Source organism: Ochrobactrum sp. MYb379, from assembly GCF_037479515.1.
Classification (GTDB): domain Bacteria; phylum Pseudomonadota; class Alphaproteobacteria; order Rhizobiales; family Rhizobiaceae; genus Brucella.
The window spans coordinates 22,899-47,651 of record NZ_JBBGYW010000003.1 but is presented as its reverse complement, the minus strand read 5'-3'; the positions used below and the strand labels follow the sequence as shown (position 1 = coordinate 47,651).

Here is a 24,753-nt window from a genome sequence, read left to right as displayed (position 1 = left end):
GTTTGACGCTTATTACTAATTATTCACCGCGCTTGAACGAGATGAATGCAAAGCCGATCAGAGAAATCACGGCGGCAGCAGTCATGTAATAGCCAACATAAGCGAAGCTATAATGGGTCGCGAGCCAGGTTGCGATGTAAGGTGCAACTGATGCGCCGAGAATGCCAGCCAGATTGAATGTCAGCGAAGCGCCGGTGTAGCGAACCGAAGTCGGGAAAGGTTCTGCAAGTGCTGCACCAATCGGGCCATAGGTTAGACCCATCAAGCCAAAACCAAGTATAAGGAAAGCGAGAACGCCGACAGTTCCGCTGAGGAATAGCGGGGCCATCAGGAAGCCGTAGATACCGATCAGAACGGTTACGACGATCATGATTGGACGCATGCCGTACTTATCTGAAAGCAGTGCTGCAATCGGAATGGTGAGGCCGAAGAAAATAACGCCAACCATCTGTAGGATAAGGAACTGTTCACGGCTGTAGCCGAGCGCACGTGTACCCCAACCAAGCGAAAATACGGTCATCAGGTAGAACAAAACGAAAGTTGCAACAGCGCCAATAGTACCGAAGAACAGGCTCGACTTGTACTTTTTGAAAAGCGTTGCGACAGGAACTTCAACGCGCTCAGCTTTGTCGATAGCCTTCTGGAACTCCGGCGTCTCAGCAATTTTCAGACGAATGAAGAGGCCTACGCCAACCAGCAGAGCACTTGCGATGAAAGGAATACGCCAGCCGAACGACATGAACTGTTCTTCGGTGAGAAGTTCAGCGAGGATCAGGAAGATGCCCGTTGCAAGGATAAAGCCAACAGGCGCACCGAGCTGTGGGAACATGCCGTACCAGGTACGCTTGCCTTCCGGTGCATTTTCGGTTGCGAGCAGAACTGCGCCGCCCCATTCACCACCAAGGCCAAGGCCCTGACCCAGACGGCAGAGTGCGAGCAGGAGAGCCGCCCATACGCCGATGGATTCATATGTTGGCAGGAAGCCGATAGCGACCGTAGAAATACCCATGGTCATAAGAGCTGCAACGAGCGTTGCCTTACGGCCAACCTTATCGCCGAAGTGACCGAACAATGCGCCGCCGATTGGACGTGCAAAGAAGGCGATAGCGAAAGTTGCCAAAGATTGGAGTAGCGCCGAGTTACCGTCACTTGCGGGGAAGAAGAGGTGCGGGAAAACGATTACCGCAGCGGTGGCATAAATATAGAAGTCGAAGAATTCGATTGTTGTTCCGATCATGCTCGCGGCCAAAACGCGGCGTGCAGAATTTTTCTTCGGAACAACTGCTTGAGCAACAGTCATTGTTTCATATCCATACTTGTGGGCTTTTCATTGTGGGGGGGGAAGCCCAAGATGCTGCCTTCTTAGTGCCACAAAATACGAAACCGCAAGCTTAAAAGGTGTTTCACGTAATTTTCTGATTTCGAATGTGTCGTTTTCGAAACAAAATGAATGTGAAGGGTGTTTTGCGGAGTCGAAACCAGGATGAAACACAGCCAAATGATAAGGAATCAAACAGGCGCGTGGGTGATTTTCGATTGAGTCGAAGGGTAAAAAGAATTTGACCGTTAAAAAGCAAAAATCCCGGACGAAGCCGGGATTTTGATACCTATCGTTAAACTGAAAAACTGGAGCGGGCGAAGGGATTCGAACCCTCGACCCCAACCTTGGCAAGGTTGTGCTCTACCCCTGAGCTACACCCGCTCGCGCCAGTTTTCAGCGTGGAAACTGTTCTCTAGGAGAAGTCGTTTCCGTTAGGCAAGCGCTATATGGACCAACGCTTTTGAGATTGCAACAGGGAATTTCATGTTTCGACTAAGTTATTTTCAAAGATTCACAGGGTAATTCACCGCTTGCGTCGGGTGATGCTGATAATCGATGCAAAAGCGGCAAAGCCAGCTGCGACAAGTAAGATATTGGGGATTTTGGTTAGTCCCCAATGTCCTAGCAGAAATGCGACGAACGCAGCACCCAGCGACTGCCCCATCAACCGCGCGGTTCCTAACATGCCGCTTGCCGCACCGCTTCTGGCGCGCGGGGCAGATGTTATAATCATGCGATTGTTTGGCGCTTGAAAAAAGCCAAATCCAATTCCGCAGATTGCCATACGCCAGCAGATGTCCTGAACTGTTGGTTGTTCGGGTAAAAGTCCCATCAGAGCAAGGCCAGTTGCGAAAATGATCAGCCCGATAAGGCCGAGCGTTGCAGGCGAATATTTGTCTGAGAGTTTACCAGATATAGGTGCGACAATTGCCAGAGCAATTGGCCATGGCATCATCAGAAAACCGACTTCGATGGGCTGGAAACCATAAACCGATTGCAACAGGAAAGGCAGTGAAATGAAAGCCATCATCTGTGCCAAAAATGACATGATAGAGGTACAGAGTGAAAGGCTGAATACTGGAATTTGTAGCAGATCGAGTGGTAATAGTGGATCAGTTTTGCGCATTGAGCGGCGGATAAGCCACGTTGCAGCGGCAATGCACGCCAAAGCCTGTAACAGAAGCCACAATCCATCAATTTCGCTACCAGCACTGTCAACCACTGTCACCAAAAGCCCAAGCGTAAGCGCGCTTAGCACAGCGCTCAGGTAATCGAAACGGCGTGACGAGCGTTCATTATCGGGCAGGCTTTTCAGTCCCATAGCAACAGCCAGAACGCCCAGCGGAATGTTAATGACAAACAGCCACGGCCAACTCAATGAATGCAGAATCACACCTGCAAGCGTCGGCCCGATTGTTGAAGAGGCCGCAACAAACAGTGCATTTAGCCCGATAGCAGTACCGAATTTTGCCTGTGGCACTGTATAGCGCAGGAGCGCGGTGTTGACGCTCATCAAGCCCGCAGCGCCAAAGCCTTGAATGACGCGTGCGATGGTAAGAGCTTCAAGCGAGTTGGAAAAAACGCATGCAATGGATGCGAGCGTGAACAACGATACACCCAGAAGATAAATGCGACGATAGCCGTAAATCTCACCCAAGGCTGCGAGTGGCAAAAGCGTGATCACGATTGCAAGCTGATAGCCATTGACGATCCAGATCGATGCTGATGGCCCGGCAGAAAAGTCGGCCGCAATCGTTGGAAGTGCAACATTGGCTATGGTGCCGTCGATGACAGCGAGCGTAAGCCCGACCATCAGCGTCGCCCAGGCCCAGTATAAACGCGGCTTTGGCAGGCCATCCGGTGCTACGAACGTACCTTCTTGAATAACCTTTTCATGCTTCATTTCATCGACCACTGACCAGTACCGCACTAGCAGACCAGCGCGCGGCGAATGTTTAAGAGGGTTTTGGAAACCTTATCCAGACGGGCAAGGTTCATATGTCATGTAAAGCATTAGCTCCAGAAAAGCACCGGTTGTCGTGGTTAAACCAAGCGTAGTCACGCTATTGTGTGGGGTTTTCGTTCATATCCGGCAGTTTCATCACGCGCCCATAGTGGCGGGGATTGAAGCTTAGATAAAGTGGACAGATGCTGGCAACCAGAATGAGATGCATGATCCAGCCCGATGCAAACGTTCCCGTCAAATTGTGCAAGAAAGCTGTTGCAACAGGGCCCAGCGCTGCAATTAGGAAGCCGCCGCCCTGCATCATGGCTGCAAGAGCGCCGGCCTCCTCAGGCTTTGGTAGATGATCAAGCGATGTAATCATGGCGAGCGCAAAGCTGCCACCAAGTCCGGCACCACATATCGCCGACCAGAACATCGGCGAGAGTTGCGGCAGAAACGCAAGACCTGCAAAACCGGCAGATTGCATAGCCAGCGTCAGCAACAACCACGGTCGGCGGTCAAGATTGCGCCGGGCAAGAAGTGGAAGAATAAAAGCCGAAAGCGCCTGAGCAATCGCCATTACTGCAACCAGATTGCCGGTAGCCGCAGCACTGACACCGATTGCCTGATAATAAGGTGCCAACCACGCAACCATCGAAGAGTAGCCCGCATTCACAAGGCCAAATGCGATCATCAATATCCATGTGCGCGGACGGCGCAGCAATTTGCCTGCTATGTTCGATTTTGGGCCGGCAGCTTTCGTTTCCTGAAGAATCGGAATTGCGGTGAGCAAGGCTAGAACTGCTGGAATTGCAAGAACTGCGAGTGCGAATCGCCAGTTATGATCGGTACCCGCAAGCCACGGCGTGAGACGAGCACCAAGTGCACCGCCACCCATGATCATAGCGGAATAAAGTCCGGTCACGGTGGCAATGCTTGTTGGAAACTTTGCCTTAATGAGGCCCGGCATGATTGCCTGAATCATGGCCACACCCGCACCGCAGAGAATCGCCGTGAGGATCAGGGACAGCCCATCGGGAACGAAACCTCGCAAAAGTGAGCCTATTGCCAGGATGACAAGTGCTGCAAACATGCTGCGCCGTGTTCCGACAACGGACTGGATATGCGGTGCAACAAACGCACCAAGCCCCATCAGCAGCATCGGCAGAAAAGTCAGCAATGACAGTGCACCGAAACCCATGCCAGTGTCGCTTGCAATATAGCTAAGCACAGGTCCGGGAGCCGTCAGAAATGGCCTCAGATTGAGGCCAATAAGCACGACGAGAACAATAAGCGCTACAGGCGTTGCCTTTTCGCCTACGGATGGGGCTGAGGTTGAAGTCATTTTACCGTCTGGCGCTCGGATATTTGTTTTTGTTGCCATGCGCGATAGAGTTGAGCTTCATCACGTGGGGAACAGTGTTCGAACCTTATTTCGGTCTGCTCACTGACTGGCTTGGAAAGCTCTTTCGCGATCTTTGCAGTCGAAAGATTGAAAGGCTCTGCCTCATCGTTTGAGTAGGCAAAGATGATTTCTGTGATGCCTGACATACGCATGGCGGCAAAACACATAGGGCAGGGCTGACCACTCGCATAAACCGTGCAACCATCGAGACGCACGGATTGCAAGGCTTTACCCGCTGCACGTAATGCAAGCAGTTCGGCATGCGCGGTTGGATCGCAATCAGCCTGCATACGGTTGATACCGGTGGCGATAAGCTTTTCATCTTTCACGACAACGGCACCGAATGGGCGTCCGCCCTGTTCGGCGTTTTCAAAAGCAAGCGCAATTGCCTGACTGAGAAAAGCATTGCTGGTGCTCATTTTGCACCAGCCTTTTCAAGCATCGCTACCATCGGTGCAAACCCGCGCTGACGTGCATGCTGCAATGGTGTTACTCCATCCTTATCGGCAAGATTAACGTCTGCACCGGCATCAATTAGCAATTTCATAATATCAATATGTCGCTGACCGCCATCACCAAGAATGATAGCTTCGAGCAACGCAGTCCAGCCAAGATTGTTGACGTGATCGACCTCAACACCCGCTTTAATCAGCGTGCGAACGGTCTCGACATGGCCGCGCTCGGAAGCGGGGATAAGGGCCGTACCGCCGTAGCGATTCGTGCTTTTCAGGTCCGCGCCGTGAGCAAGTGTCAGCTTGAGGATTTCGAGGTGGCCGCGTGCGCCAGCATAAAGATAGGGGCTATCCTTGATCGAATCCTTTGCATTCACGTCAGCACCGGCATCAATAAGTGCGCGGGCTACATCCACGTGATTGGCATGTGTTGCGGCAAGCAGAGCTGTTTCGCCCGCTTTTCCAGGCGTATCAAGATTGACACCTGCTTTGATTGCTTCTTTGACAGCAGAGAGGTTCCCCGCGCTAGCCGCATCAATAAGCGAAGTCTGCGCATATGCTGTGGCTTGATGACCCGGCAGTGACGGTTCTAACATGACAATTGCTCCTGCAATTAATGCCAAGGCATTCAAGCGGATTAAGGTTTGACGCATGGCTGTTCTCCTATTTCTTGCTAAAATAGTTGCAGTGAGACATATTTAAAAATTAAATGTTCAACTGGCGTCCATTCATAAAATGAATAATATTTTTAGTCTCGATCTTTTGCGCGCGTTTGTAGCTGTCGTGGATACGCGCAGTTTTACTGCTGCGGCACAGCAATTACATTCAACGCAATCAACTGTGAGCCAGAAGATATTGCGCCTCGAGGACGCTGCGAAGCAACCTTTGCTAGAGCGCGCCAGACATGATGTCCGGCCAACTGACGCAGGCGAAAAGCTGCTCGGCTATGCGAGACGCATGCTGCATCTTCATGACGAAGCGACTGCTGCGATGACCGGCAGTTCATTGGCAGCGGTGTTTCGCCTCGGTTTGGCAGAAGACTTTGCGGCGAAACTTGTTACGCCGGCACTAGCAGCATTCCTTCGCGCACATCCCAATATGAAGCTGGAAGTCACTAGCGGGATGAGCCGTGATTTACAGAAGGGGTTTGAGACCGGCGAATATGATCTGGTGATGGTCAAGCAAAAGCAGGGTGATACGCGGGGTGTGATACACTGGCCTGAGCCACTTTCATGGTTGGAAAGCGCTGATTACCCAGTGTCTCATATGAATCCTTTGCCGCTTGTGGCGTTCCCACCAAATGGTCTTTATCGTAGCGATATGATGGAAGCCCTCGATCATATAGGGAGGCCGTGGCATGTGGTATTTACGAGTTCCAGTCTTGCCAGTGTTCAAAGCGCTCTGGCAGAGGGCTTGGGTGTAAGCCTGTTACCTGACCGGGTGGCGTTGTCCACGCATCGCATTGTTCCCGAAGCTTCGGATCTCCCCCTTATCAGTCCGATGGAAATCGTTATCCAGCATACAGACAATGGCTCTGATCGAATGCTGCAATTGGTTGAAATGCTCAGCGCGCTCGTCAGCGAATAGAAATCTCCGCATATGTAAGCGCCAATTTTGGACAAACAAATGTCAGTTTATGTTGCTTGACGAATTTTGTATCCAGGATATTGTACTCAAAAAAGTTGGGAGGCTTTTCTTTTGGCGGCTTTTGAATGGCGCAGTCAGACCCGTTTGCTGGACGAAGTTGCAGAAGCGCTTCGTGAGAGAATTTATGCGGGTGTTTATGCGCCGGGTGCCATTCTTCGACAGGAACATATAGCTGCGGAGTTTGGCATTAGCCGCACGCCCTTGCGCGAAGCCTTGCGTGTTCTGGAACGTGACGGGCTGGTTATCCACTTGCCTGGCAGGGGCGTTCGTGTGGCCTCCGCTGATCTCACACGCCTGATTGATGCTTATGCTGTGCGAGAAGTTCTCGATGGCGTTGCTGCACGTTTTGCGGCTGAACGCGCAACAGATGAGGATATTGCAAAGCTGCGCGCCCATGTTGTGGGGCAGAGCACAGTCGTCGATCCATGGGCTCCCAAAGCTTACACCCAGACGAATGTCGATTTTCACATGGCGGTGATGAACACCGCGGGCAATGCCTCGCTGATAGCATTTGTTCCGCTGTTGCGCATGACGTCGCAGGTTTTCGCGCCATCTTTTTCGTTATCGGTAGATCGTGCACGCGAAGCAATCCGCGAACATGGAGCAATTGTTGAAGCCATCGCTTCGCGTGATGGGGAAGAGGCCGAACGGCTGGCGCGGGCACATATCCGCGCGACCACGGCAAGACTGGAGGCTGAAATGCCTCTGCGGGAGCATGAAAATGAAGCATGAAAACAAGTCGGGTGGTTCAGGCCTTCTTCGTTATCGCAATTTCATTGCTGGTCAATGGCAGGACGCTTTGGGTGGCGAGCACATTATGCTTCGCAATCCTTCCGATGGTAGCGATCTGGCTGCGGCTGCAGTCCGTGCCGCACTTTCCAGTGAGTGGGGAAACCTGACCGCGACCGAGCGCGGTCGCGCCTTGCACCGCATTTCGGAAGAAGTGTTGAAAAACATCGACTTGTTGACTGATCTTGAATCGAAGGATGTTGGCAAGCCCTTAACTCAGGGGCGCGCCGATGTTGTGGCGCTGGCGGCGGTATCGAATTGCCATTCGGCTGCGTCAAAAGGGTTTTGAGGCGTTCTACGGATTTGCCTCGCTGAAGACGATTTCCGTGTATCACGGCTAAAATAGCATTTTCAGGGAAAGTGGGAACCGGTTTCCCGTCCGAAAATGTGCTGAAGTTTGAATTTGGGAGAATTGCAGTGTCGCTTGAAGGTAAGGTCGCGCTCATCACTGGAGCAGGTTCAGGGTTTGGTGAGGGCATGGCAAAGCGCTTTGCCAGAGGCGGCGCCAAGGTCATCATCGTTGACCGCGACAAGGCAGGTGCCGAGCGCGTTGCAGGCGAAATTGGAGATGCAGCGCTGGCTGTCGCTGCCGATATTTCCAAGGAAGCAGATGTTGATGCAGCGGTAGAAGCCGCCCTGTTGAAGTTCGGTAAAGTCGATATTCTCATCAACAATGCTGGCATCGGCCATAAGCCACAAAATGCTGAGCTGGTTGAGCCGGAAGAGTTTGATCGCATTCTTGGCGTCAATGTGCGTGGCGTTTATCTGATGACGCGCAAGCTCATCCCACATTTTAAGAGCAATGGTGCCAAGGGAGAGGAATGCGTCATTCTCAATGTCGCTTCGACAGGTGCAGGTCGTCCGCGCCCGAATCTCGCTTGGTACAATGCGACCAAGGGCTGGGTGGTTTCTGTGACTAAGGCGCTCGCTATCGAGCTTGCGCCGGCAAAGATTCGTGTGGTTGCTTTGAACCCGGTTGCGGGTGAGACACCGCTTCTCACCACTTTCATGGGCGAGGATACCGAAGAAATCCGTAAGAAGTTCCGCGATTCCATTCCGATGGGCCGCCTGTTGAAACCTGATGATTTGGCTGAAGCTGCGGCTTTCCTTTGCTCGCCTGCTGCCTCTATGATTACAGGTGTTGCGCTCGACGTGGATGGCGGGCGTTCGATTTAAAAAATTGATAAGGGGAGCCAAAGAGAAACGATGAGTAAACTGCTGAAAGCCGGGCTGATTACAGCCACGATGCTTGCATCGATCAACGGTGCCTTTGCAAAGGATACGCTGGTGGTCGGCGAAGTGCTGGAACCGCCGGGCCTTGATCCGACGGCAAATGCTGCTGCCGGTATCCGGCAGGTTACTTACGCCAATCTCTATGAAGGGCTGGTTCGTATTGTCGAAGACGGCACAGTAAAGCCACAACTGGCCGAAAGCTGGACAGTTTCTGATGACAAGAAGACTTACACCTTCAAACTTCGTCAGGGCGTGAAATTCCACGATGGAACTCCGTTTGATTGTTCGGTTGTAAAGTTCTCCTATGAGCGTGCGGTGGCTCCAGATTCCACCAATGCGCAAAAGGGCCTTTTTGAACCAATCGCCAGCACCGAGTGTCCTGATCCAGCGACTGCCGTTGTAACGCTGAAGCGGCCAACCTCGAACTTCCTGTTCAATATGGGGTGGGGCGACGCGGTTATGATCGCTCCGAATTCGGCAGCCGATAACAAGACTAAACCTGTCGGAACGGGTCCGTTTAAGTTCAAACGCTGGGTGCAGGGTGATCGTGTCGAGCTCGACCGTAACCCGGACTATTGGGGCGAGCCGGCAAAGCTTTCTGCGGTTACTTTCCGCTTTGTGAGCGATCCTTCGGCTGCAGCCGCTGCAATCCTTGCTGGCGACATTGATGTCTTCCCGATGTTCCAGGCGCCGGAATTGATTAGCCGCTTCAAGAGCGATGATAAGTTGCAGGTCGAAGTCGGTGATACTGCAGGCAAAGTTCTGCTTTCGCTTAACAATGCCAAGGCTCCATTCGACAATGTGAAGGTGCGTCAGGCACTGGCCCATGCCATTGATAGCAAGAGCCTGATTGAAGGCACGTATTCCGGTTTTGGCACACCAATCGGCTCGCATTATGCGCCGGTCGATCCGGGTTATGTCGATCTTTCGGAAACCTATCCGTATGATCCGGCAAAGGCGAAGCAGCTGCTGGAAGAGGCGGGCGTTCCGGCTGGCACGTCAATCACCATCACGCTTCCACCTCCGGCCTATGCGCGTCGCGGTGGTGAAATCATCGCAGCCATGCTGGCGGAAGTGGGCATTCAGGCCAATCTCGCTCCAATCGAGTTTGCGCAATGGCTGGATCAGGTATTCAAGCGCTCGGATTTCGATGCCACGATTATTGCACATACAGAAGCGCGTGATCTCGATATCTATGCTCGCGACAAATACTACTTCAACTACAACAACCCGGAATATAAGGCGCTCTATAAAGCTTATGCCGAGGCCGGTAGCGACGAAGAACAGCTCGAATTGGTGAAGAATCTTCAGGAAAAGCTTGCTGCAGACGAGCCGAATATCTTCCTTTATGCGCTGCCAAAAATCGGTGTGTGGAATAAGAACGTAAAAGGTCTGTGGAAGAACATGCCGATCCCCGCTGATGATCTGACACAGGCTTACTGGGCCGAATAAGAACATTTCCGCCCCGGCTTTTTTGGCGGGGCGGTTTTACGCGAATAGCCGTGCAGCGATAACAATCAAGGGGCTGCGGCACGGCTAGAAATGGAATGTGGAGTGAATGGCGTGAAGCGCTCATTCCTGCATTTTTATGACGCACAATCTTGTCCGAAAAGCCGGATAAGTTTTCGGGATTGTGCTTAGGAGGTCGTTTTGCTGGCTTATATATCCGGGCGATTAGCATCGCTCTTGCTTACGACGCTTGCGGCCTCCGTCATCGTCTTCCTGTTGATGCAGGTGCTGCCGGGCGACCCTGCGGCAGTTATCCTCGGCATCAACGCACAGCCTGAAACACTGGCAGCGCTTCACAAACAGCTTGGCCTCGATCAGCCGCTTTGGTGGCGGTATCTTTCGTGGATTGGCGGCTTTCTGAAAGGTGATTTCGGCACGAGCTATACCTATTCTGTGCCAATCAGTGAATTGCTCGGACCGCGCATTATGGTCACGCTGCCGCTCGCACTTCTGTCAATGGTCCTGTCGGTCGCGGTAGCTATTCCCGTGGGCGTTTATGCGGCCTCCAAACGTGGCAAAACCGGCGATGTGCTTTCCATGGGGGTGGCGCAGGTGGGTGTTGCTATCCCGAATTTCTGGCTCGGCCTGCTTTTGATCCTCCTGTTTGCTTTGCAGCTCGGTTGGTTCCCCGCGTCTGGTTTCGCGGGCTGGGAAAGTGGTTTCTGGAATGGTATCCGTTCGCTGTTTTTGCCCGCGCTGGCTCTTGCCTTGCCGCTTGCCGCTATTCTTGCTCGCGTGACGCGTTCCGCCGTCATCGAAACGCTGGGTGAGGATTTCGTGCGGACCGCGCGCGCAAAAGGTCTTACCCGTAACGCGGCACTCTGGCGCCATGCGGTGCCAAATGCGCTGATCCCGGTTGTCACAATTATTGGCCTGCAATTCTCATTTCTGTTGGCTGGAACGATCATCATCGAAAATGTCTTCAATCTCCCCGGCCTTGGAAGGCTGGTGTTTCAGGCAATCGCCCAGCGCGATCTGATAACGGTGCAGTCTCTGGTGACGCTGCTTGCGGCTTCCGTGATTACGGTCAATTTCATTGTCGATCTTGTCTATGGCTTCATTGATCCGCGTCTTTCGACGGGAGGCAGTCGATGAGTGAGGTTCAGACAATTGCAAAGCCAAACCGCTTTCGGGCGTTGTTTTTAAGCCGCAGCCTTGTGATCGGTTCGCTTGTTACCGCTATTCTGGTGGCTATGGCTCTCGTCTCCTATTTCTGGACGCCTTATTCGCCCACCGCCATGAACTTCCGCGACAAGCTGCAGGGGCCGAGCTTCAGTCATCTGTTCGGAACGGATAATTTCGGTCGTGATGTGTTTTCCATGATTATGGTCGGTGCGCGTAATTCCATTGCCGTGTCGATTATTGCTGTGCTTGTTGGCGCGGGTATAGGTATCCCTCTTGGTGCCTTTGCTGCAGCGCGCGGTGGATTGGTCGATGGCTTTGTCATGCGTATGACCGATCTGGCCTTTGCATTTCCGGCGTTGCTGACCGCAGTCATTATCACCGCTATTTTTGGCCCCGGTGCGGTCAACGCCATGATTGCAATCGGTATTTTCAATATTCCGGTCTTTGCCCGCGTTACGCGTGGTGCATCGCTTGGGCTTTGGAAGCGCGAATATGTGCAGGCAGCGCGTTGCGCAGGGCGCGGCGATATCTCAATCACATTGCTGCATGTTCTGCCCAACATCAATCACGTGCTGATCGTACAAGCGACTATCCAGTTCGCACTCGCCATTGTGGCGGAAGCAGGCCTCTCCTATGTGGGGCTGGGCACACAGCCGCCAATGCCGAGCTGGGGCAAGATGCTCAACGATGCACAGACCTTTATCTATGATGCTCCATGGCTGGCAATCTTCCCTGGTCTTGCCATTACACTCGCAGTCCTTGGCCTCAACATGCTGGGTGACGGTCTGCGCGACATACTTGATCCGCGCGTAAGGAGGCAGAGATGATAAAAGCTTTGCCAAAAACACCTCTTCTTGAAATGGACAATATGTCTGTCGAGCTGCCATTTGGCACGCGCACTGCAGATATCGTGTCGGGTATTACGTTAACCCTCAACCGTGGTGAACGCCTGGGCGTTGTGGGTGAATCTGGCAGTGGCAAGTCGATTACCGCGCTTGCTGCCATGGGCTTGCTGCCTGACAGGATGCGCGTGCGCGGAACCTTGCGTTTTGATGGGGAGGATCTGGCAAACAAGCCAGAAGCCGAACTCTGCAAAATGCGCGGTCGTCGCATGGCAATGATCTTTCAGGAGCCAATGACAGCGCTTAATCCGGTTAAAACCATTGGTGCACAAATTGCCGAAGGCCGCCGTCTGCATCTTGGCGAAAGTCGCACTGATGCCGAACGCAAAGCGCGTGAGTTGCTGGATCGCGTGGGTCTGCCTGCACCGCGCTTTAATCTCGATCTGTATCCGCACCAGCTTTCCGGCGGGCAGCGCCAGCGCGTGATGATCGCCATGGCGATTGCCTGCGAGCCTGATCTGTTGATTGCTGATGAACCGACCACGGCACTCGATGTCACTGTTCAGGCACAGATTCTTGATCTCATGGATGAGCTGATCGACGAAACTGGAACAGCGCTGATGCTCATTACCCATGATCTCGGCGTTGTGTCGGAAATGACTGATCGTATCGCAGTGATGTATGCTGGGCGGATCGTGGAAACGGGGCGAACCGAAGCCGTGTTCAATCGTATGGCGCATCCTTATGCGCGGGGGCTGTTTCAGGCTTCTCCACATGGGGCTAATCTGGTTCGCGATCATACGAAGCCGCGTCAGCGCCTCGCTGCAATTCCCGGCGTTGTACCGGATCCGCTGGCCCGCCCGCCATATTGCAGCTTTGCTGATCGTTGCGCATTCGTTGAAGGCGATTGTCGAAAACTCATTCCGGCGCTCGATCTGATCGGTGAAAGCGAAGGCATTGCCCATCGCGCTGCCTGTCTACATCCACGCGATGGCGGGGTGCTGGCATGAGCAAGATGATTTTGCAGGTTCGTGATGTCGTGCGTGAATATCAGCTCCCGCGCCCATCATTCCTTTCAAAGCCGGGATCGTTACGCGTTCTCCACGGTGTCAATGTCGAGATCGAAGCAGGGCAAAGCCTTGGTATCGTGGGCGAAAGTGGGTCGGGCAAATCAACACTTGCGCGTGCTGTTATGGGGCTGGAACGACCGCAGTCTGGCCAAATTCTTATCAATGGTCAGGATATCTATGCGCTTGACCGTTCAGGACTGCGTGAAGCGCGTAAAGGTTTTCAGGCGATCTTTCAGGACCCTTATGGTTCGCTCGATCCGCGCCACACGGTTAAGCGGATCATTTCGGAGCCGATTGTTTCACTGGAGCGCGGGACAAGCAGCAAGGAACGGGACGAGCGCGTGTCAGAAGTGCTGGAAGCTGTCGGCCTCCCAAAAGCATCTGCCGAAAAATATCCACATGAGTTTTCCGGGGGGCAACGCCAGCGTATCGCTATTGCTCGCGCCCTAATTACCAAACCGGCGCTCATCGTTGCTGACGAACCTGTTTCAGCTCTTGATGTATCCATTCAGGCGCAGGTTCTCAATCTGATGATGGATCTGCAGGAAAAATTCGGCCTTTCCTATCTTTTCATCAGTCATGATCTCGGTGTCGTGCGCGCGATTACTGACCGTGTGGCGGTGATTTATCACGGCAATATCGTCGAGCAGGGAGAGACCAACGCGGTCTTCGATAATCCGCAACATGAATATACGCGCGCATTGGTTGATGCTGTGCCTAAGCCATTCTCGGGACGGCGCAAACGTGCCCGCAAGCTCAATTCTACAATCAAACTACCAGAATGAAATAAGGGAACGCCATGTCTTCACTTGCCGATTTGTCAGCTGTCGATCTTGTTTCTGCCTATAAGGCGAAATCGCTTTCGCCGGTTGAAGTTACGGAAGCTGTAATTGAGCGCATCGAGGCCTATGAGCCGAAACTGAATGCGCTTTGGGCTTATGATCCGGAAAACGCGAGGGCATCTGCGAAGGCATCGGAAGGACGTTGGTCAAAAGGTGAGCCTGCTGGCCCCATTGACGGTGTGCCGCTGACGATTAAGGAAAATATTGCCACGAAAGGTACAGCTGTTCCGCTGGGCTGTGCAGCACTGCCTCTCAATCCCGCAGCCATTGATGCGCCGCCCGCAGCCCGAACCCGCGAGGCTGGTGGCGTGCTTTTGGCTAAAACAACCATGCCTGATCTCGGTATGTTGTCCTCTGGGCTTTCGAGCTTTCATAAGCTTGCGCGCAACCCGTGGGACTTGAACACCAATCCGGGCGGTTCAAGTGCTGGTGCAGGCAGCGCTGGTGCTGCTGGTTACGGGCCACTGCATATCGGTACGGATATTGGTGGCTCTATTCGATTGCCGGCAGGCTGGTGCGGTCTGGTTGGCCTGAAGCCGTCCTTCGGACGTATTCCAATCGATCCGGCGTTTCTTGGCCGCGTTGCAGGGCCAATGACGCGCACAGTTGCCGACAGCGCGCTTTATATGTCGGTGCTTTCCCGTCCTGATCGCCGTGACGCGATGAGCCTGCCATATCAGGATATCGACTGGATGAACCTTGATATTGATGTAAAAGGTCTCAAAATCGGCCTTTGGCTCGATGCTGGTTTTGGCGAGCCAACGGGCGATGAAACACGCGAAGCTGTGGAAGCCGCCGCGAAGCTGTTCGCGGGTGCTGGCGCAATTATTGAGCCGGTTGCTCCATTCCTCAATCGCACCATGATCGATGGACTTGATCGCTTCTGGCGGGCGCGTTCCTGGGCCGACGTCTCTAAGATGACACCGGAAAACCGTGCGAAAATCTTGCCATACATCTATCAATGGACTGAAACCGCTGAAGGTTTGACTGGCGAGGAAGTCTATTCCGGCTTTTCCCAAATAGATGTGATGCGCCATGCAGCGCTTGCGGCATCGAAGGATTTCGATTTCATCATTTCCCCAACCGCTCCAATGCCGACCTATCCGGCGGAATGGGCCTCTCCGGTCAATGATCCGCAACGCCCTTTCGAGCACATCGCGTTTACCGTTGCGATGAATATGTCGGAACAGCCTGCAATCTCGCTCAATTGTGGCTATACGTCCAAGGGGCTGCCTATTGGCTTGCAGATTTTTGGCGAGCGCTTTGATGATCTGGGCGTGCTACGACTTGCAAAGGCCTATGAGGACATGCGGCCTGTCCAGCGTCCTTGGCCCATCATTGCATAAGAATAAAGGCCGCGTGATGCGGCCTTTTCTTTATTTTGATCTGAGTGGCGCTCGCTCTTTGTAACGATCAACAGCGGTGAGTTTCTGAACCAGAGGTTCTGCATCGCGCCAGCCGTATATCTCGGTGCGCAGATATTCGAGTTCCGTATCAAGCTCGTCTTCGCCGACTTCCGACCACCAAGACTTTGGCCGTCCGTCTGTGCCATCGGACCAGCGATAGCGACGCTCCTTCAGCTTGTCTTTCATTTCAAAAGGGCTGTTTTCTGCATAAATGCGAAGGCGCGATTTCTGACTCGCTTGAAGCAATTCTGCAAATGGAGTGGTTTTGCCTGATTGTTCTTTCAGAACCGCCAGCAGCGCCTGACAATCATCTTCTGCACGGTGGCCATTATGGAAATAACCGCTTTGGCCGATCAGATAACCAAGTTTAGTGCCTTCAAAGCCGCGTGCCGTCCAGTCAATCTCCTTGACCGAACAAGCCCATGGCTTGTTTTCAAAGATGGGCGAAAAACGCTCAAGAAATGGCCGGTCAAAACCAGCATTATGTGCAATGATGATGTCGGCTTCAGCAATCAGTGCTTCGAGTTTGGCGCGCGGGATTATCTGCCCGGCGACCATCTCATCGGTGATACCTGTGATACGGGTAATATCCGCGGGGATAGGTTTCGAGGGCTCCTGCAACGCACCAAAAGTTGCACAGACGTCTCCGATTGAACCGTCATCAGCATAACGGAAGGCCACCGCACCGATTTCAATGATTTCTTCCTGAGCAGCACTCAGGCCGGTGGTTTCAGTATCGACCACAACGCCAAGTCGTGGGAAATTAATCTTATCAGCATTCGCGACTGTTCGCGGAGGATCAAGTCTCTGCAAAATACGATAACGCCCGCTGTCTTTCAGGCGCTGTACCATTTCCGCTTCATCAATAGGGGCTGATTTCCCAACTTTGGTTCGGATAGGACGCAGTTCTGCCTGTTTTTCAACCTCCGATGAGGAGGCGTTAAAAAGGTCAAACTGTTGTCGCATATAACGTCTCCACCTCATAATAAATTGGCTTCAGAATGCCATTTCAGCAACATCTTACCAAGTGGCGAAATTAATTAGTAACAGATAATGTTACGATCCATGTGTCTCAATATTCTTGAATTATTTGATATTGTTATAAAAAAATATTTTAAGAGTGGATCACCTTTAATTGTTTATATTGTGTCTTTGTATTTCGTCCCTGTAAAAAACGAGGAGGGGCTGAAAGCTACTACTTACAAGAAAAACGGGCCGCTCATCCGGCTAACTGTCGGTTTTTAGCTCTTCAGGCGTATCTATAGTCGGGAATGTGACGAGCGCGTCGTTGATTGAATCATATCACTTATCGAGTGAATTATTTATTTTCGTAGATGAGGATGGGCGCGTAAAGAATTTGGTTACCATAATTTTGCATAATTAGAATGTCTTATCAGCGGTTCATTGAGATTACGGGTGTTTGTTTTTTGACGAAATCCTAGCTTCGATGACTTTCTGAATTCTATTTTCCATGCGGGTTAAGAGTTATGGCGCTGGTAACTGATACATTCGATTTTAGTTTTGATACCGCATTCAGTTTTCGGTATAAATTTTCCAATAAGAAGAATTATAGATTTCCTCAAATTGCTACGATTTTAGCAGTTGGCTTGTTTGCATTTAGTGGTGTTTTAAGTGCGATAGGTGTCGCTGAGACTGTTTTGCCCATTTTTGCTTCCGTTGCCCCTGTAATGCGGCGCTTGCCTGGGGATTTTCCGCAGAAATTTGCGACTGTAAATCATAGCCTTGGTATAGATAATGTCATTCGGCAGCGTTTTATTGCGGCTTATACCGCTGATACGCGTTATTCAAATGTCGATTGGCATCGCAACAAAGTCGATGGTGACAGAGATATCATTTCGGATATCGGACCAGATAGCGTCATTGAAGAGAAAGTGGCAATTTCAGAAAAGATAGTGGAGCCACGTGCAGAACGTGTTCCTTACACGCCGATTAAAGCTGAAAGAGTCGCCGAAATAGACGCCTCACATCTGGGGCCTGACGTTGCTCCACAGATACCGATCATAAAAAATGCGCCAGAAACATTAATGCCTGACGAAGTTCCGTTACCTTCGCGTAAGCCTGTAATAAGCCGCTTACCTGCACAGACAACTCGTTATGCTACGGAAGCAACACGGGATGACGAACCAAAGCATGACGGACTTTTGAAGAGACTGTTCAGGTCTCCAATTAATAGCCGTACTGCCATTTATGATATTTCGGCTGCGACCGTTTATTTACCAAATGGCGAACGTTTGGAAGCGCATTCGGGTATAGGGCCGATGCGCGATAATCCGAACTCTGTTACCCAAAAAAATCGTGGTGCGACGCCACCTCATACATATAATTTGCGCATGCGCGAAAGTCTTTTCCACGGCGTCGCAGCAATTCGGTTGACGCCCGTCGACGGTCGTAATCCACATAATCGGGATGGTCTTCTTGCGCATACATATATGTTGGGCAAAAGTGGAAACTCGAATGGCTGCGTTGTTTTTAAAGACTATCCGCGGTTTCTGAATGCCTTCAAACGTGGTGAGTTCAATCAGCTCGTCGTTGTATCTAGTATGACATCCAAGACACCACGAGTTGCTTCTATTTTTTGATGGAAAAGTTACAGGTATTTTAAAGATATAGATCGGCGACTTCATAGAATGCCATATTTAATATTTTGAGATGCAATTGTATGTTTAGCGAAACCGAATAAGGGTTGCAGGGCTTATGCAAGGGCCAAAGCAATATCGCCGAACGTGGTGTTGGTGAAGGTGCACAATAAGCCGCTGTTCTTGATCGAATATGTGCAGAAGATAAAAGTGAAGAAGCGCATTTTAAAAATACGGAATGAAACAGAATTAATTTGCCTGAATACAGTATATTTCAGTCGTTGGATCTTTGAGATTTTATGTCAGCGCCGGGAAAATAAGCTCGGCTGATCGCATCTATGTGCTTCGCATAATGGGAAAGCTCTGCCTGGCAAATCAGGCGGTTTCAATTTCTCAATGAAAGCGGATACGTCGATGCCCTATCAGTTAAGCCTTCTCGACAAGAGCCCTGTGGTGCCGGCAGGACACGCGGAAACTGCACTTGCTAATACCGTGTCTTATGCGCAAGCGGCAGAGAAGGCTGGATATAAGCGTTTCTGGGTTGCAGAGCATCACCATGCAGATGAGTTGGCCGGGCCATCGCCCGAAGTTCTTGTGTCCTATCTCCTCGCACTAACCAAACGTATTAGAATAGGTTCTGGTGGCGTTATGCTTCAGCATTACAGCCCCTATAAGGTTGCCGAGAATTTTAACCTGCTTGCAGCACTCGGGCAGGGGCGTGTCGATCTTGGCGTGGGGAAAGCGCCCGGTGGGTTGCCGCTATCAACCAAGGCTTTGCAGCAGGAGTTCGGCGCCGAAAAGCGGCTCGATTTTAACAGCAAGATTGAACAACTCAGTGCTTTCCTTGGCGGCGACAAAATAGCTTCCGGCCCATTTGAGGGATTGGCGGCGACGCCAAAACCGCAGGTTCCGGCCGAAAAATTTGTGCTTGGTGCAAGCCCTGATAGCGCGTTGCTCGCCGCTCGTTCAGGCTGGGATTTCGTTTATGCAGGCCATCTCAACGGCGATACCGCCAATCTGCAGAAAACCTTTGACGTCTATCGTGATGCGACTGGAAAAGTGCCCGTCCTAGCATTGGGCGCTGTGGTGGCTGAAAGCAAAGACGACGTCGATGCGGCCGTCAGCAAAATCAAGATTTTTAAAGTCCATCTGGCGTCGGGTGTATCTGTTTCCGTTGGCACGCCGGAGGCGGCAGCGGAGTTTGCGCGGCAGGCTGGTGAGACTGATTATCGTGTTGAGGAAAAGCACCCAAGCGTGCTTTCAGGTTCTGCAAAGCAGGTGAAGCAGAAGCTCGATGAATTGCACGCGCAATATGGGGTTAAAGAGTTTGTACTCGAGTTCCCTGCTGTTTCCCATGAGCAAAGACTGGCTGCGATTGAAAGCCTCGCGGGCGAACGTCTAGCTATTGCCGCCTGATTAAAAGCCATTGGCTATAAGGAAAATCTCAAATGAGTTCCAGACAGATTAGATTTGGCGTGATGCTGCAAGGAGCAGGCGGAAATATGAGCGCCTGGAAGCATCCGTCCGGCCCTGCCGATGCCAGTGTCAACCTCCAATTCGTTATTGATACGGCGCGCAAGGCCGAAGAGGCGGGCATTAGCTTCGCTTTCATCGCAGACGGGCTTTATATCAATGAGATTTCCATTCCACATTTTCTCAATCGCTTCGAGCCTTTGACTGTTTTGTCGGCGCTGGCAGCGCATACAAAACGTATCGGCCTCGCAGGTACCGTTTCGTCGTCCTATAGCGACCCGTTTACGATTGCGCGTCAGTTTGCATCGCTTGATCTAATTTCAGGTGGACGAGCTGGCTGGAATGTTGTGACAACCCCGCTGGAAGGATCGGGCCGGAATTACGGCAAGCCGCATCCCGATCACGCACTGCGCTATGAAATTGCCGATGAATATCTCGACGTCACCAAAGGCCTTTGGGATTCATGGGACGATGACGCTTTTGTTCGTGATCGCGAAACTGGTCAGTTTTACAAGCCGGAAGGCTTCCACCGTCTTGACCACAAAGGTCGGTTCTTCTCCGTTGAAGGTCCGCTCAACATTCAGCGTTCACCGCAGGGGCAGCCCGTTATCTTTCAGGCCGGCGCATCGGAAGCGGGTATTGGTCTGGCCGGTAAACATGCGGATGCTGTTTTCACCAATGCAGGCACGATTAAAGACAGCCAGATATTCTATGCGCAGATCAAGGCCAGTGCTGTAGCGCATGGGCGCTCACAGGATGATATCGGTATTTTCCCCGGCATTGGTCCGATTGTCGGGCGAACGGAAGTGGAAGCCGAAGAAAAATATCAGGCAATCCGCAATTTGGTAAGCGTCAACGAGGCTCTCGCCTATCTTGGCCGTTTCTTCGATCATCATGATTTTACGACCTATGATCTCGACGCGCAGTTCCCAGAATTGGGTGATATCGGTAGAAACAGTTTCCGCTCGACAACAGATCGTATCAAGCGTGATGCGGCTGAACAGAAGCTGACTTTGCGTGAGGTGGCTCTTAATGCTGCAACGCCGCGCACTTCTTTCATCGGCACGGCAGAGCGGATTGCTGACGAAATTATCCGCTGGAAAGAGCAGAAGGCTGCAGATGGCTTTATCCTCGGCTTTCAGGTCATTGCTGAAGGGCTTGATGATTTCACTGCGCATGTTCTGCCAATTCTGGAAAAGCGCGGCTATCATGAAGGCACGCTGAAACACGATACGTTGCGTGAAAATCTGGGCCTGATCCTTCCGCAGAGCCGTTATGCGGCGCCTGCGCAGGAAGGTGATCAGAAGGGCGCGGCATGACTGTTCAACCGTCGCCAGAGATAAACCGAAAACTCGAAATCGAGGCAGGTCTTGCCTCGTTTATCGACGAGTTTATCGCTCTGCGTCGCGAAATTCATGCTCATCCAGAACTGGCTTTCAAAGAGGTTCGGACCTCTGCACTTGTCGCCGATTATCTCAGCCAATGGGGCTATGAGGTTACAAACGGTATTGGCGGTACTGGTCTCGTGGGAAGTTTGAAGCGTGGTGACTCCGGCAAGACCATCGGCATCCGGGCGGACATGGATGCGCTGCCGATCATCGAGGCGACTGGCCTTGAATACGCAAGCAAAAACTCCGGCGTCATGCATGCATGTGGTCACGATGGGCATACGAGCATTCTTCTAGCCGCTGCGCGGTATCTCGCCGAGTTTGGTCGTTTTTCAGGCACGCTGCATGTGATTTTCCAGCCCGCGGAAGAGATTGGGGCAGGGGCGAAGCGTATGATCAATGATGGCCTGTTTGAGCGCTTTACCTGCGATGCCGTCTATGGGCTGCATAACTGGCCGGGCGTACCTACCGGGCAATTTGGCTTTGTGAGCGGGTCTGCAATGGCATCCGTGGATCGTGCACGAATCCGCGTTAATGGTCGCGGCGGTCATGGTGCGGAGCCACACAAGTCGGTTGATCCAGTTGTGGTTGCTTCGTCGATTGTTCTGGCTTTACAAACTATCGTTGCGCGCAATCTTGATCCGCTCGATATGGGGGTGGTCACGGTGGCTTCTATTCATGGCGGCGATGCACTCAATGTCATTCCAGCGCATGTTGATCTTGGTCTAACTATTCGCTCGTTCTCACAAAGCGTGCGTGAAGATCTGCGGCGTCGGATTGAAGCCGTTGCCCGTGCGCAGGCTGAGAGCTATGGCGCGGTTGCGGATGTCGATTATCAATGGGGTTTCCCGGCGCTGATTAATGCAAAAACTGAGACCGAATTCGCAAAACAGGTCGCGCTTACAAGCTTTCCCAAAGGCACGGTGATCGAAGATTTTCGGCCGCGCACGGCGAGCGAGGATTTTGCTTTCATGCTTGAGCAAAAGCCGGGCTCTTATCTCTTCGTCGGCAATGGCGACAGCGCCGGTCTGCATAGCCCGGACTATAATTTCAACGATGACATCTTACTGCCAGCAGCCCTGTTTTGGGTGCGTCTGACCGAAGCTTCTCTCAACTGATACGGAAGTCCATATCATGGCGGATGAATTTCTCTACACCACAACACTTGATAGTCGTGCAGTGCCTTTGATCGAAGCGCTGACAATTGAATATGACACGCGCTACGGCAACTATTTCAGCGATGAAGGTGCCGCTGCGGAAATGAACAAATATCCACCGGAAGCCTTCGCGCCGCCGCATGGTAATTTCCTTTTGTTGTTGCGCGACGGTCAGACCATCGGCGGTGGTGCATTCATGCGTTATGACGATGAGACCGCTGAGTTCAAGCGCATCTGGACTCATGGCGATCTGCGTCGTCAGGGATTGGCGAAAAAGGTACTGCAAGAGCTTGAAACGCAGGCTCGGCTTCAAGGTTACAAACGCGTCTATCTGACTACCGGTTTCAGGCAGCCAGAAGCCAAGGAACTTTATCTGCGCAACGGATATACGGCACTTTTTGATGTGGCCGCTGATCCGGAAATTTACGGCACACTGCCGTTTGAAAAGCACATTGCAAATATTTCTGAGCTCGGTTTTGAATCAACTAAAACTCCGCAGAAGCAGCCGGTTTTTGGCTAAGTAAATGCATGGCGTTTAAGTGGGTGTTGTAGAAAAAACATCCACGTCAGCTCGATTAAATAGACTTATTTGTTTTGAAAACCGGTCAATCTTCTCCGAATATTGCAACATATGACTTCCATGACAGACGCCTTCGCTTCTCGTCATAAGTTGAATGACCAATCGGAGCAGCGTTGATCATGGCCATTGCTACAGACTTTGTCGGCACCGAACGCGAGGCTAAACCTCGCGTCAGTCCCGGTGATTTTAAACATTACCGCATCGTGCCAGCACGTTATCCAGCGCGTGTTGTAGGTACAATTATTGCGGCAGTTCTTATCATCGCGACGGCGCAATCGGTTCTGACAAACCCCAAATGGGGCTGGTCGGTTTTTGCAGAATGGTTCTTTGCTGAACCCGTTCTTGTCGGTCTGATGCGCACACTTTGGCTGACTGCCCTTGCAACGGTGCTGGGTTTTGCACTTGGCACCGCACTTGCACTGGCGCGCGTTTCACGTTCTCCGCTTTTGTCGGGATTATCGTGGGCTTATATTTGGCTGTTGCGTTCTATTCCGTTGATCGTTCTGCTGCTCGTACTTAACAATCTTGGCTATTTGTATGAGACCGTGCGTTTCGGTGTGCCTTATACAGATATTACATTCGCTGAATATCCGACCGTGCAGATATTGAGCCCTTTTGCAGCAGCACTTCTTGGGCTTAGTCTTAATCAGGCAGCATTTTCATCCGAGATCATTCGCGGCGGTATTCTGTCAGTTGATCAGGGTCAGCTTGAAGCTGCTGCTGCTCTTGGTTTGCCGCGTCGTCGTCAGGCTTTCCGCATTGTGCTTCCACAAGCCATGCGCACGATCCTGCCGACGGGCTTTAACGAGATCATCGGTCTCGCGAAAGGCACGTCGATGGTCTACGTACTGGCACTCCCGGAGCTCTTCTATACTGTTCAGGTCATCTATCGCCGCAATCTTGAAGTCATTCCACTGCTGATGGTTGCGACCGTCTGGTATTTGATCATCATGACTGTGCTGTCGATTGCTCAATATTATACGGAACGGTATTATTCACGTGGCGCTCTGCGCAACCCGCCACCGGCTCTGTTTGGTCGTCTGTTCTCCCGCTTAGTTCCATCACAGCCTAAAGCATCCGCTGAAGTGCAGAATGTTGTCAGCCGTGAGAAGAATTCACAGATTACCGAAGCGCTGACTATTGGCGGGTTCACAGGTGGACGACGCGGCTCAGTCGATATTCATGGCGTATCAAAAAGCTTTGGCGATAATCTGGTTCTCGACAATGTTAGCCTTCATATCAAGTCAGGCAGTGTAACGGCGATCCTCGGGCCGTCGGGCTCCGGTAAATCAACGCTTCTTCGCTCGATCAATCATCTGGAGCGCGTTGATGATGGTTTCATCGCGATTGATGACGAACTATTGGGCTATCGCCAGAGCGGAAACACTCTCTATGAACTCAAGGAAAAGGATATTCTGAAAAAGCGTGTCGATGTCGGCATGGTGTTTCAGAACTTCAATCTCTTCCCTCATCTGACTGTGCTGGAAAATATCATCGAAGCACCGATGATTGTCCGTGGTCTGAGCCGCAACGCCGCAACCGTGATCGCAAAGCGTCTGCTGGCCCGTGTTGGCCTGAGCGAAAAGATAAATGCCTATCCGCGTCAACTCTCCGGTGGTCAGCAGCAGCGTGTCGCCATCGCCCGCACACTGGCTCTTAATCCAAAAGTCATCCTGTTTGACGAGCCGACCTCTGCGCTTGACCCGGAACTGGTTGGCGAAGTGCTTGACGTGATTAAGGAGCTTGCGCGCTCTGGCACCACACTTGTGATCGTAACGCACGAAATCGGTTTTGCGCGTGAAGTGGCAGATACTGTCGTCTTCATGGAAGAGGGCCGTATTCTCGAAACCGGCAGGCCGGAACAGCTGTTTAACGCGGCCACGCATCCAAGAACCCGGGAGTTTCTCGCCAAAGTTCTCTGACGCAGGAACACCCATCTAATTCAACCAAAATTCAGACAGCAGCAATCGCC

Annotated in this window: 21 protein-coding genes, 1 tRNA gene and 1 pseudogene; 16 read left to right on the top strand and 7 right to left on the bottom strand. The window is 52.0% G+C overall.

Annotation, left to right across the window (positions count from 1 at the left end; all coding sequences use genetic code 11):
* Positions 1–19: 19 nt before the first annotated feature.
* The 6 genes from WH356_RS07475 to WH356_RS07450 all read right to left on the bottom strand — a co-directional run bounded on the left by WH356_RS07475 (position 20) and on the right by WH356_RS07450 (position 5,776).
* Entirely contained in the window at positions 20–1,300 is a 1,281-nt protein-coding gene (locus tag WH356_RS07475; protein ID WP_339509569.1) for an MFS transporter, read from the bottom strand.
* 327 nt (positions 1,301–1,627) lie between these two features.
* A tRNA-Gly gene (locus tag WH356_RS07470) sits at positions 1,628–1,702 on the bottom strand.
* Between the two features lie 142 nt (positions 1,703–1,844).
* Entirely contained in the window at positions 1,845–3,224 is a 1,380-nt protein-coding gene (locus WH356_RS07465) for an MFS transporter (protein ID WP_339509568.1), read from the bottom strand.
* Positions 3,225–3,384: 160 nt separating this feature from the next.
* The gene (locus tag WH356_RS07460) at positions 3,385–4,611 is read right to left on the bottom strand and encodes a cyanate transporter (RefSeq protein WP_339509567.1); all 1,227 of its coding nucleotides are present in this window, start codon (positions 4,609–4,611) and stop codon (positions 3,385–3,387) included.
* Positions 4,608–5,090, bottom strand: coding sequence for a nucleoside deaminase (locus WH356_RS07455; RefSeq protein ID WP_339509566.1), 483 nt, complete (start codon positions 5,088–5,090; stop codon positions 4,608–4,610). Before WH356_RS07455 ends, WH356_RS07460 begins: the two co-directional genes overlap by 4 nt.
* Positions 5,087–5,776, bottom strand: coding sequence for an ankyrin repeat domain-containing protein (locus WH356_RS07450; protein WP_339509565.1), 690 nt, complete (start codon positions 5,774–5,776; stop codon positions 5,087–5,089). Before WH356_RS07450 ends, WH356_RS07455 begins: the two co-directional genes overlap by 4 nt.
* 82 nt (positions 5,777–5,858) lie before the next feature.
* On the opposite strand from WH356_RS07450, the gene WH356_RS07445 reads away from it, so the two are divergent.
* The 10 genes and pseudogenes from WH356_RS07445 to WH356_RS07400 all read left to right on the top strand — a co-directional run bounded on the left by WH356_RS07445 (position 5,859) and on the right by WH356_RS07400 (position 15,526).
* Positions 5,859–6,710, top strand: a complete 852-nt coding sequence (locus WH356_RS07445) for a LysR family transcriptional regulator (RefSeq protein ID WP_339509564.1) — start codon at positions 5,859–5,861, stop codon at positions 6,708–6,710.
* 111 nt (positions 6,711–6,821) lie between these two features.
* On the top strand, positions 6,822–7,502 hold the full coding sequence (locus WH356_RS07440) for a GntR family transcriptional regulator (RefSeq protein ID WP_339509563.1): 681 nt from the start codon (positions 6,822–6,824) through the stop codon (positions 7,500–7,502).
* Positions 7,492–7,836: pseudogene (locus tag WH356_RS07435) on the top strand (aldehyde dehydrogenase family protein); the annotation flags it as partial. The gene WH356_RS07440 and the pseudogene WH356_RS07435, both read left to right, overlap by 11 nt.
* 140 nt (positions 7,837–7,976) lie before the next feature.
* The gene (locus WH356_RS07430) at positions 7,977–8,735 is read left to right on the top strand and encodes a glucose 1-dehydrogenase (protein ID WP_339509562.1); all 759 of its coding nucleotides are present in this window, start codon (positions 7,977–7,979) and stop codon (positions 8,733–8,735) included.
* A gap of 30 nt (positions 8,736–8,765) precedes the next feature.
* Positions 8,766–10,244 (top strand): ABC transporter substrate-binding protein, encoded by a 1,479-nt coding sequence (locus WH356_RS07425; RefSeq protein ID WP_339509561.1) that lies wholly within the window; start codon positions 8,766–8,768, stop codon positions 10,242–10,244.
* A 198-nt stretch (positions 10,245–10,442) separates the two neighbouring features.
* A complete protein-coding gene (locus WH356_RS07420; protein WP_339509560.1) occupies positions 10,443–11,396 on the top strand; it encodes an ABC transporter permease in 954 nt (317 codons plus the stop codon).
* Positions 11,393–12,253, top strand: coding sequence for an ABC transporter permease (locus tag WH356_RS07415; RefSeq protein ID WP_339509559.1), 861 nt, complete (start codon positions 11,393–11,395; stop codon positions 12,251–12,253). Before WH356_RS07420 ends, WH356_RS07415 begins: the two co-directional genes overlap by 4 nt.
* On the top strand, positions 12,250–13,278 hold the full coding sequence (locus tag WH356_RS07410) for an ABC transporter ATP-binding protein (protein WP_339509558.1): 1,029 nt from the start codon (positions 12,250–12,252) through the stop codon (positions 13,276–13,278). Before WH356_RS07415 ends, WH356_RS07410 begins: the two co-directional genes overlap by 4 nt.
* A complete protein-coding gene (locus WH356_RS07405; protein ID WP_339509557.1) occupies positions 13,275–14,123 on the top strand; it encodes an ATP-binding cassette domain-containing protein in 849 nt (282 codons plus the stop codon). The genes WH356_RS07410 and WH356_RS07405 overlap by 4 nt, the downstream gene beginning before the upstream one ends.
* Positions 14,124–14,137: 14 nt before the next feature.
* Positions 14,138–15,526: an amidase gene (locus WH356_RS07400; protein ID WP_339509556.1), complete on the top strand. Its 1,389-nt coding sequence runs from the start codon at positions 14,138–14,140 to the stop codon at positions 15,524–15,526.
* Positions 15,527–15,556: 30 nt separating this feature from the next.
* Here WH356_RS07400 and WH356_RS07395 read toward each other — a convergent pair whose 3' ends face one another.
* Positions 15,557–16,552, bottom strand: coding sequence for a 3'-5' exonuclease (locus tag WH356_RS07395; RefSeq protein WP_339509555.1), 996 nt, complete (start codon positions 16,550–16,552; stop codon positions 15,557–15,559).
* Positions 16,553–17,073: 521 nt separating this feature from the next.
* On the opposite strand from WH356_RS07395, the gene WH356_RS07390 reads away from it, so the two are divergent.
* The 6 genes from WH356_RS07390 to WH356_RS07365 all read left to right on the top strand — a co-directional run bounded on the left by WH356_RS07390 (position 17,074) and on the right by WH356_RS07365 (position 24,703).
* A complete protein-coding gene (locus WH356_RS07390) occupies positions 17,074–18,186 on the top strand; it encodes a DUF2778 domain-containing protein (RefSeq protein WP_339509554.1) in 1,113 nt (370 codons plus the stop codon).
* 411 nt (positions 18,187–18,597) lie between these two features.
* Complete coding sequence (locus tag WH356_RS07385; RefSeq protein WP_339509553.1) at positions 18,598–19,599, top strand: MsnO8 family LLM class oxidoreductase; 1,002 nt, start codon at positions 18,598–18,600, stop codon at positions 19,597–19,599.
* Positions 19,600–19,631: 32 nt separating this feature from the next.
* Entirely contained in the window at positions 19,632–20,975 is a 1,344-nt protein-coding gene (locus WH356_RS07380) for an LLM class flavin-dependent oxidoreductase (RefSeq protein ID WP_339509552.1), read from the top strand.
* Positions 20,972–22,162: a M20 aminoacylase family protein gene (locus WH356_RS07375; protein ID WP_339509551.1), complete on the top strand. Its 1,191-nt coding sequence runs from the start codon at positions 20,972–20,974 to the stop codon at positions 22,160–22,162. The genes WH356_RS07380 and WH356_RS07375 overlap by 4 nt, the downstream gene beginning before the upstream one ends.
* 16 nt (positions 22,163–22,178) lie before the next feature.
* Positions 22,179–22,721 (top strand): GNAT family N-acetyltransferase, encoded by a 543-nt coding sequence (locus tag WH356_RS07370; protein ID WP_339509550.1) that lies wholly within the window; start codon positions 22,179–22,181, stop codon positions 22,719–22,721.
* A gap of 179 nt (positions 22,722–22,900) precedes the next feature.
* On the top strand, positions 22,901–24,703 hold the full coding sequence (locus tag WH356_RS07365; protein WP_339509549.1) for an amino acid ABC transporter permease/ATP-binding protein: 1,803 nt from the start codon (positions 22,901–22,903) through the stop codon (positions 24,701–24,703).
* Positions 24,704–24,753: the final 50 nt, after the last annotated feature.

Coding starts and splice junctions, on each gene's coding strand:
- WH356_RS07460 (WP_339509567.1), bottom strand. CDS start 4,611: ATGACTTCAACCTCAGCCCCATCCGTAGGCGAAAAGGCAACGCCTGTA.
- WH356_RS07415 (WP_339509559.1), top strand. CDS start 11,393: ATGAGTGAGGTTCAGACAATTGCAAAGCCAAACCGCTTTCGGGCGTTG.
- WH356_RS07475 (WP_339509569.1), bottom strand. CDS start 1,300: ATGACTGTTGCTCAAGCAGTTGTTCCGAAGAAAAATTCTGCACGCCGC.
- WH356_RS07375 (WP_339509551.1), top strand. CDS start 20,972: ATGACTGTTCAACCGTCGCCAGAGATAAACCGAAAACTCGAAATCGAG.
- WH356_RS07450 (WP_339509565.1), bottom strand. CDS start 5,776: ATGCGTCAAACCTTAATCCGCTTGAATGCCTTGGCATTAATTGCAGGA.
- WH356_RS07425 (WP_339509561.1), top strand. CDS start 8,766: ATGAGTAAACTGCTGAAAGCCGGGCTGATTACAGCCACGATGCTTGCA.
- WH356_RS07385 (WP_339509553.1), top strand. CDS start 18,598: ATGCCCTATCAGTTAAGCCTTCTCGACAAGAGCCCTGTGGTGCCGGCA.
- WH356_RS07395 (WP_339509555.1), bottom strand. CDS start 16,552: ATGCGACAACAGTTTGACCTTTTTAACGCCTCCTCATCGGAGGTTGAA.
- WH356_RS07370 (WP_339509550.1), top strand. CDS start 22,179: ATGGCGGATGAATTTCTCTACACCACAACACTTGATAGTCGTGCAGTG.
- WH356_RS07380 (WP_339509552.1), top strand. CDS start 19,632: ATGAGTTCCAGACAGATTAGATTTGGCGTGATGCTGCAAGGAGCAGGC.
- WH356_RS07390 (WP_339509554.1), top strand. CDS start 17,074: ATGGCGCTGGTAACTGATACATTCGATTTTAGTTTTGATACCGCATTC.
- WH356_RS07400 (WP_339509556.1), top strand. CDS start 14,138: ATGTCTTCACTTGCCGATTTGTCAGCTGTCGATCTTGTTTCTGCCTAT.
- WH356_RS07365 (WP_339509549.1), top strand. CDS start 22,901: ATGGCCATTGCTACAGACTTTGTCGGCACCGAACGCGAGGCTAAACCT.
- WH356_RS07405 (WP_339509557.1), top strand. CDS start 13,275: ATGAGCAAGATGATTTTGCAGGTTCGTGATGTCGTGCGTGAATATCAG.
- WH356_RS07465 (WP_339509568.1), bottom strand. CDS start 3,224: ATGAAGCATGAAAAGGTTATTCAAGAAGGTACGTTCGTAGCACCGGAT.
- WH356_RS07455 (WP_339509566.1), bottom strand. CDS start 5,090: ATGAGCACCAGCAATGCTTTTCTCAGTCAGGCAATTGCGCTTGCTTTT.
- WH356_RS07445 (WP_339509564.1), top strand. CDS start 5,859: ATGAATAATATTTTTAGTCTCGATCTTTTGCGCGCGTTTGTAGCTGTC.
- WH356_RS07410 (WP_339509558.1), top strand. CDS start 12,250: ATGATAAAAGCTTTGCCAAAAACACCTCTTCTTGAAATGGACAATATG.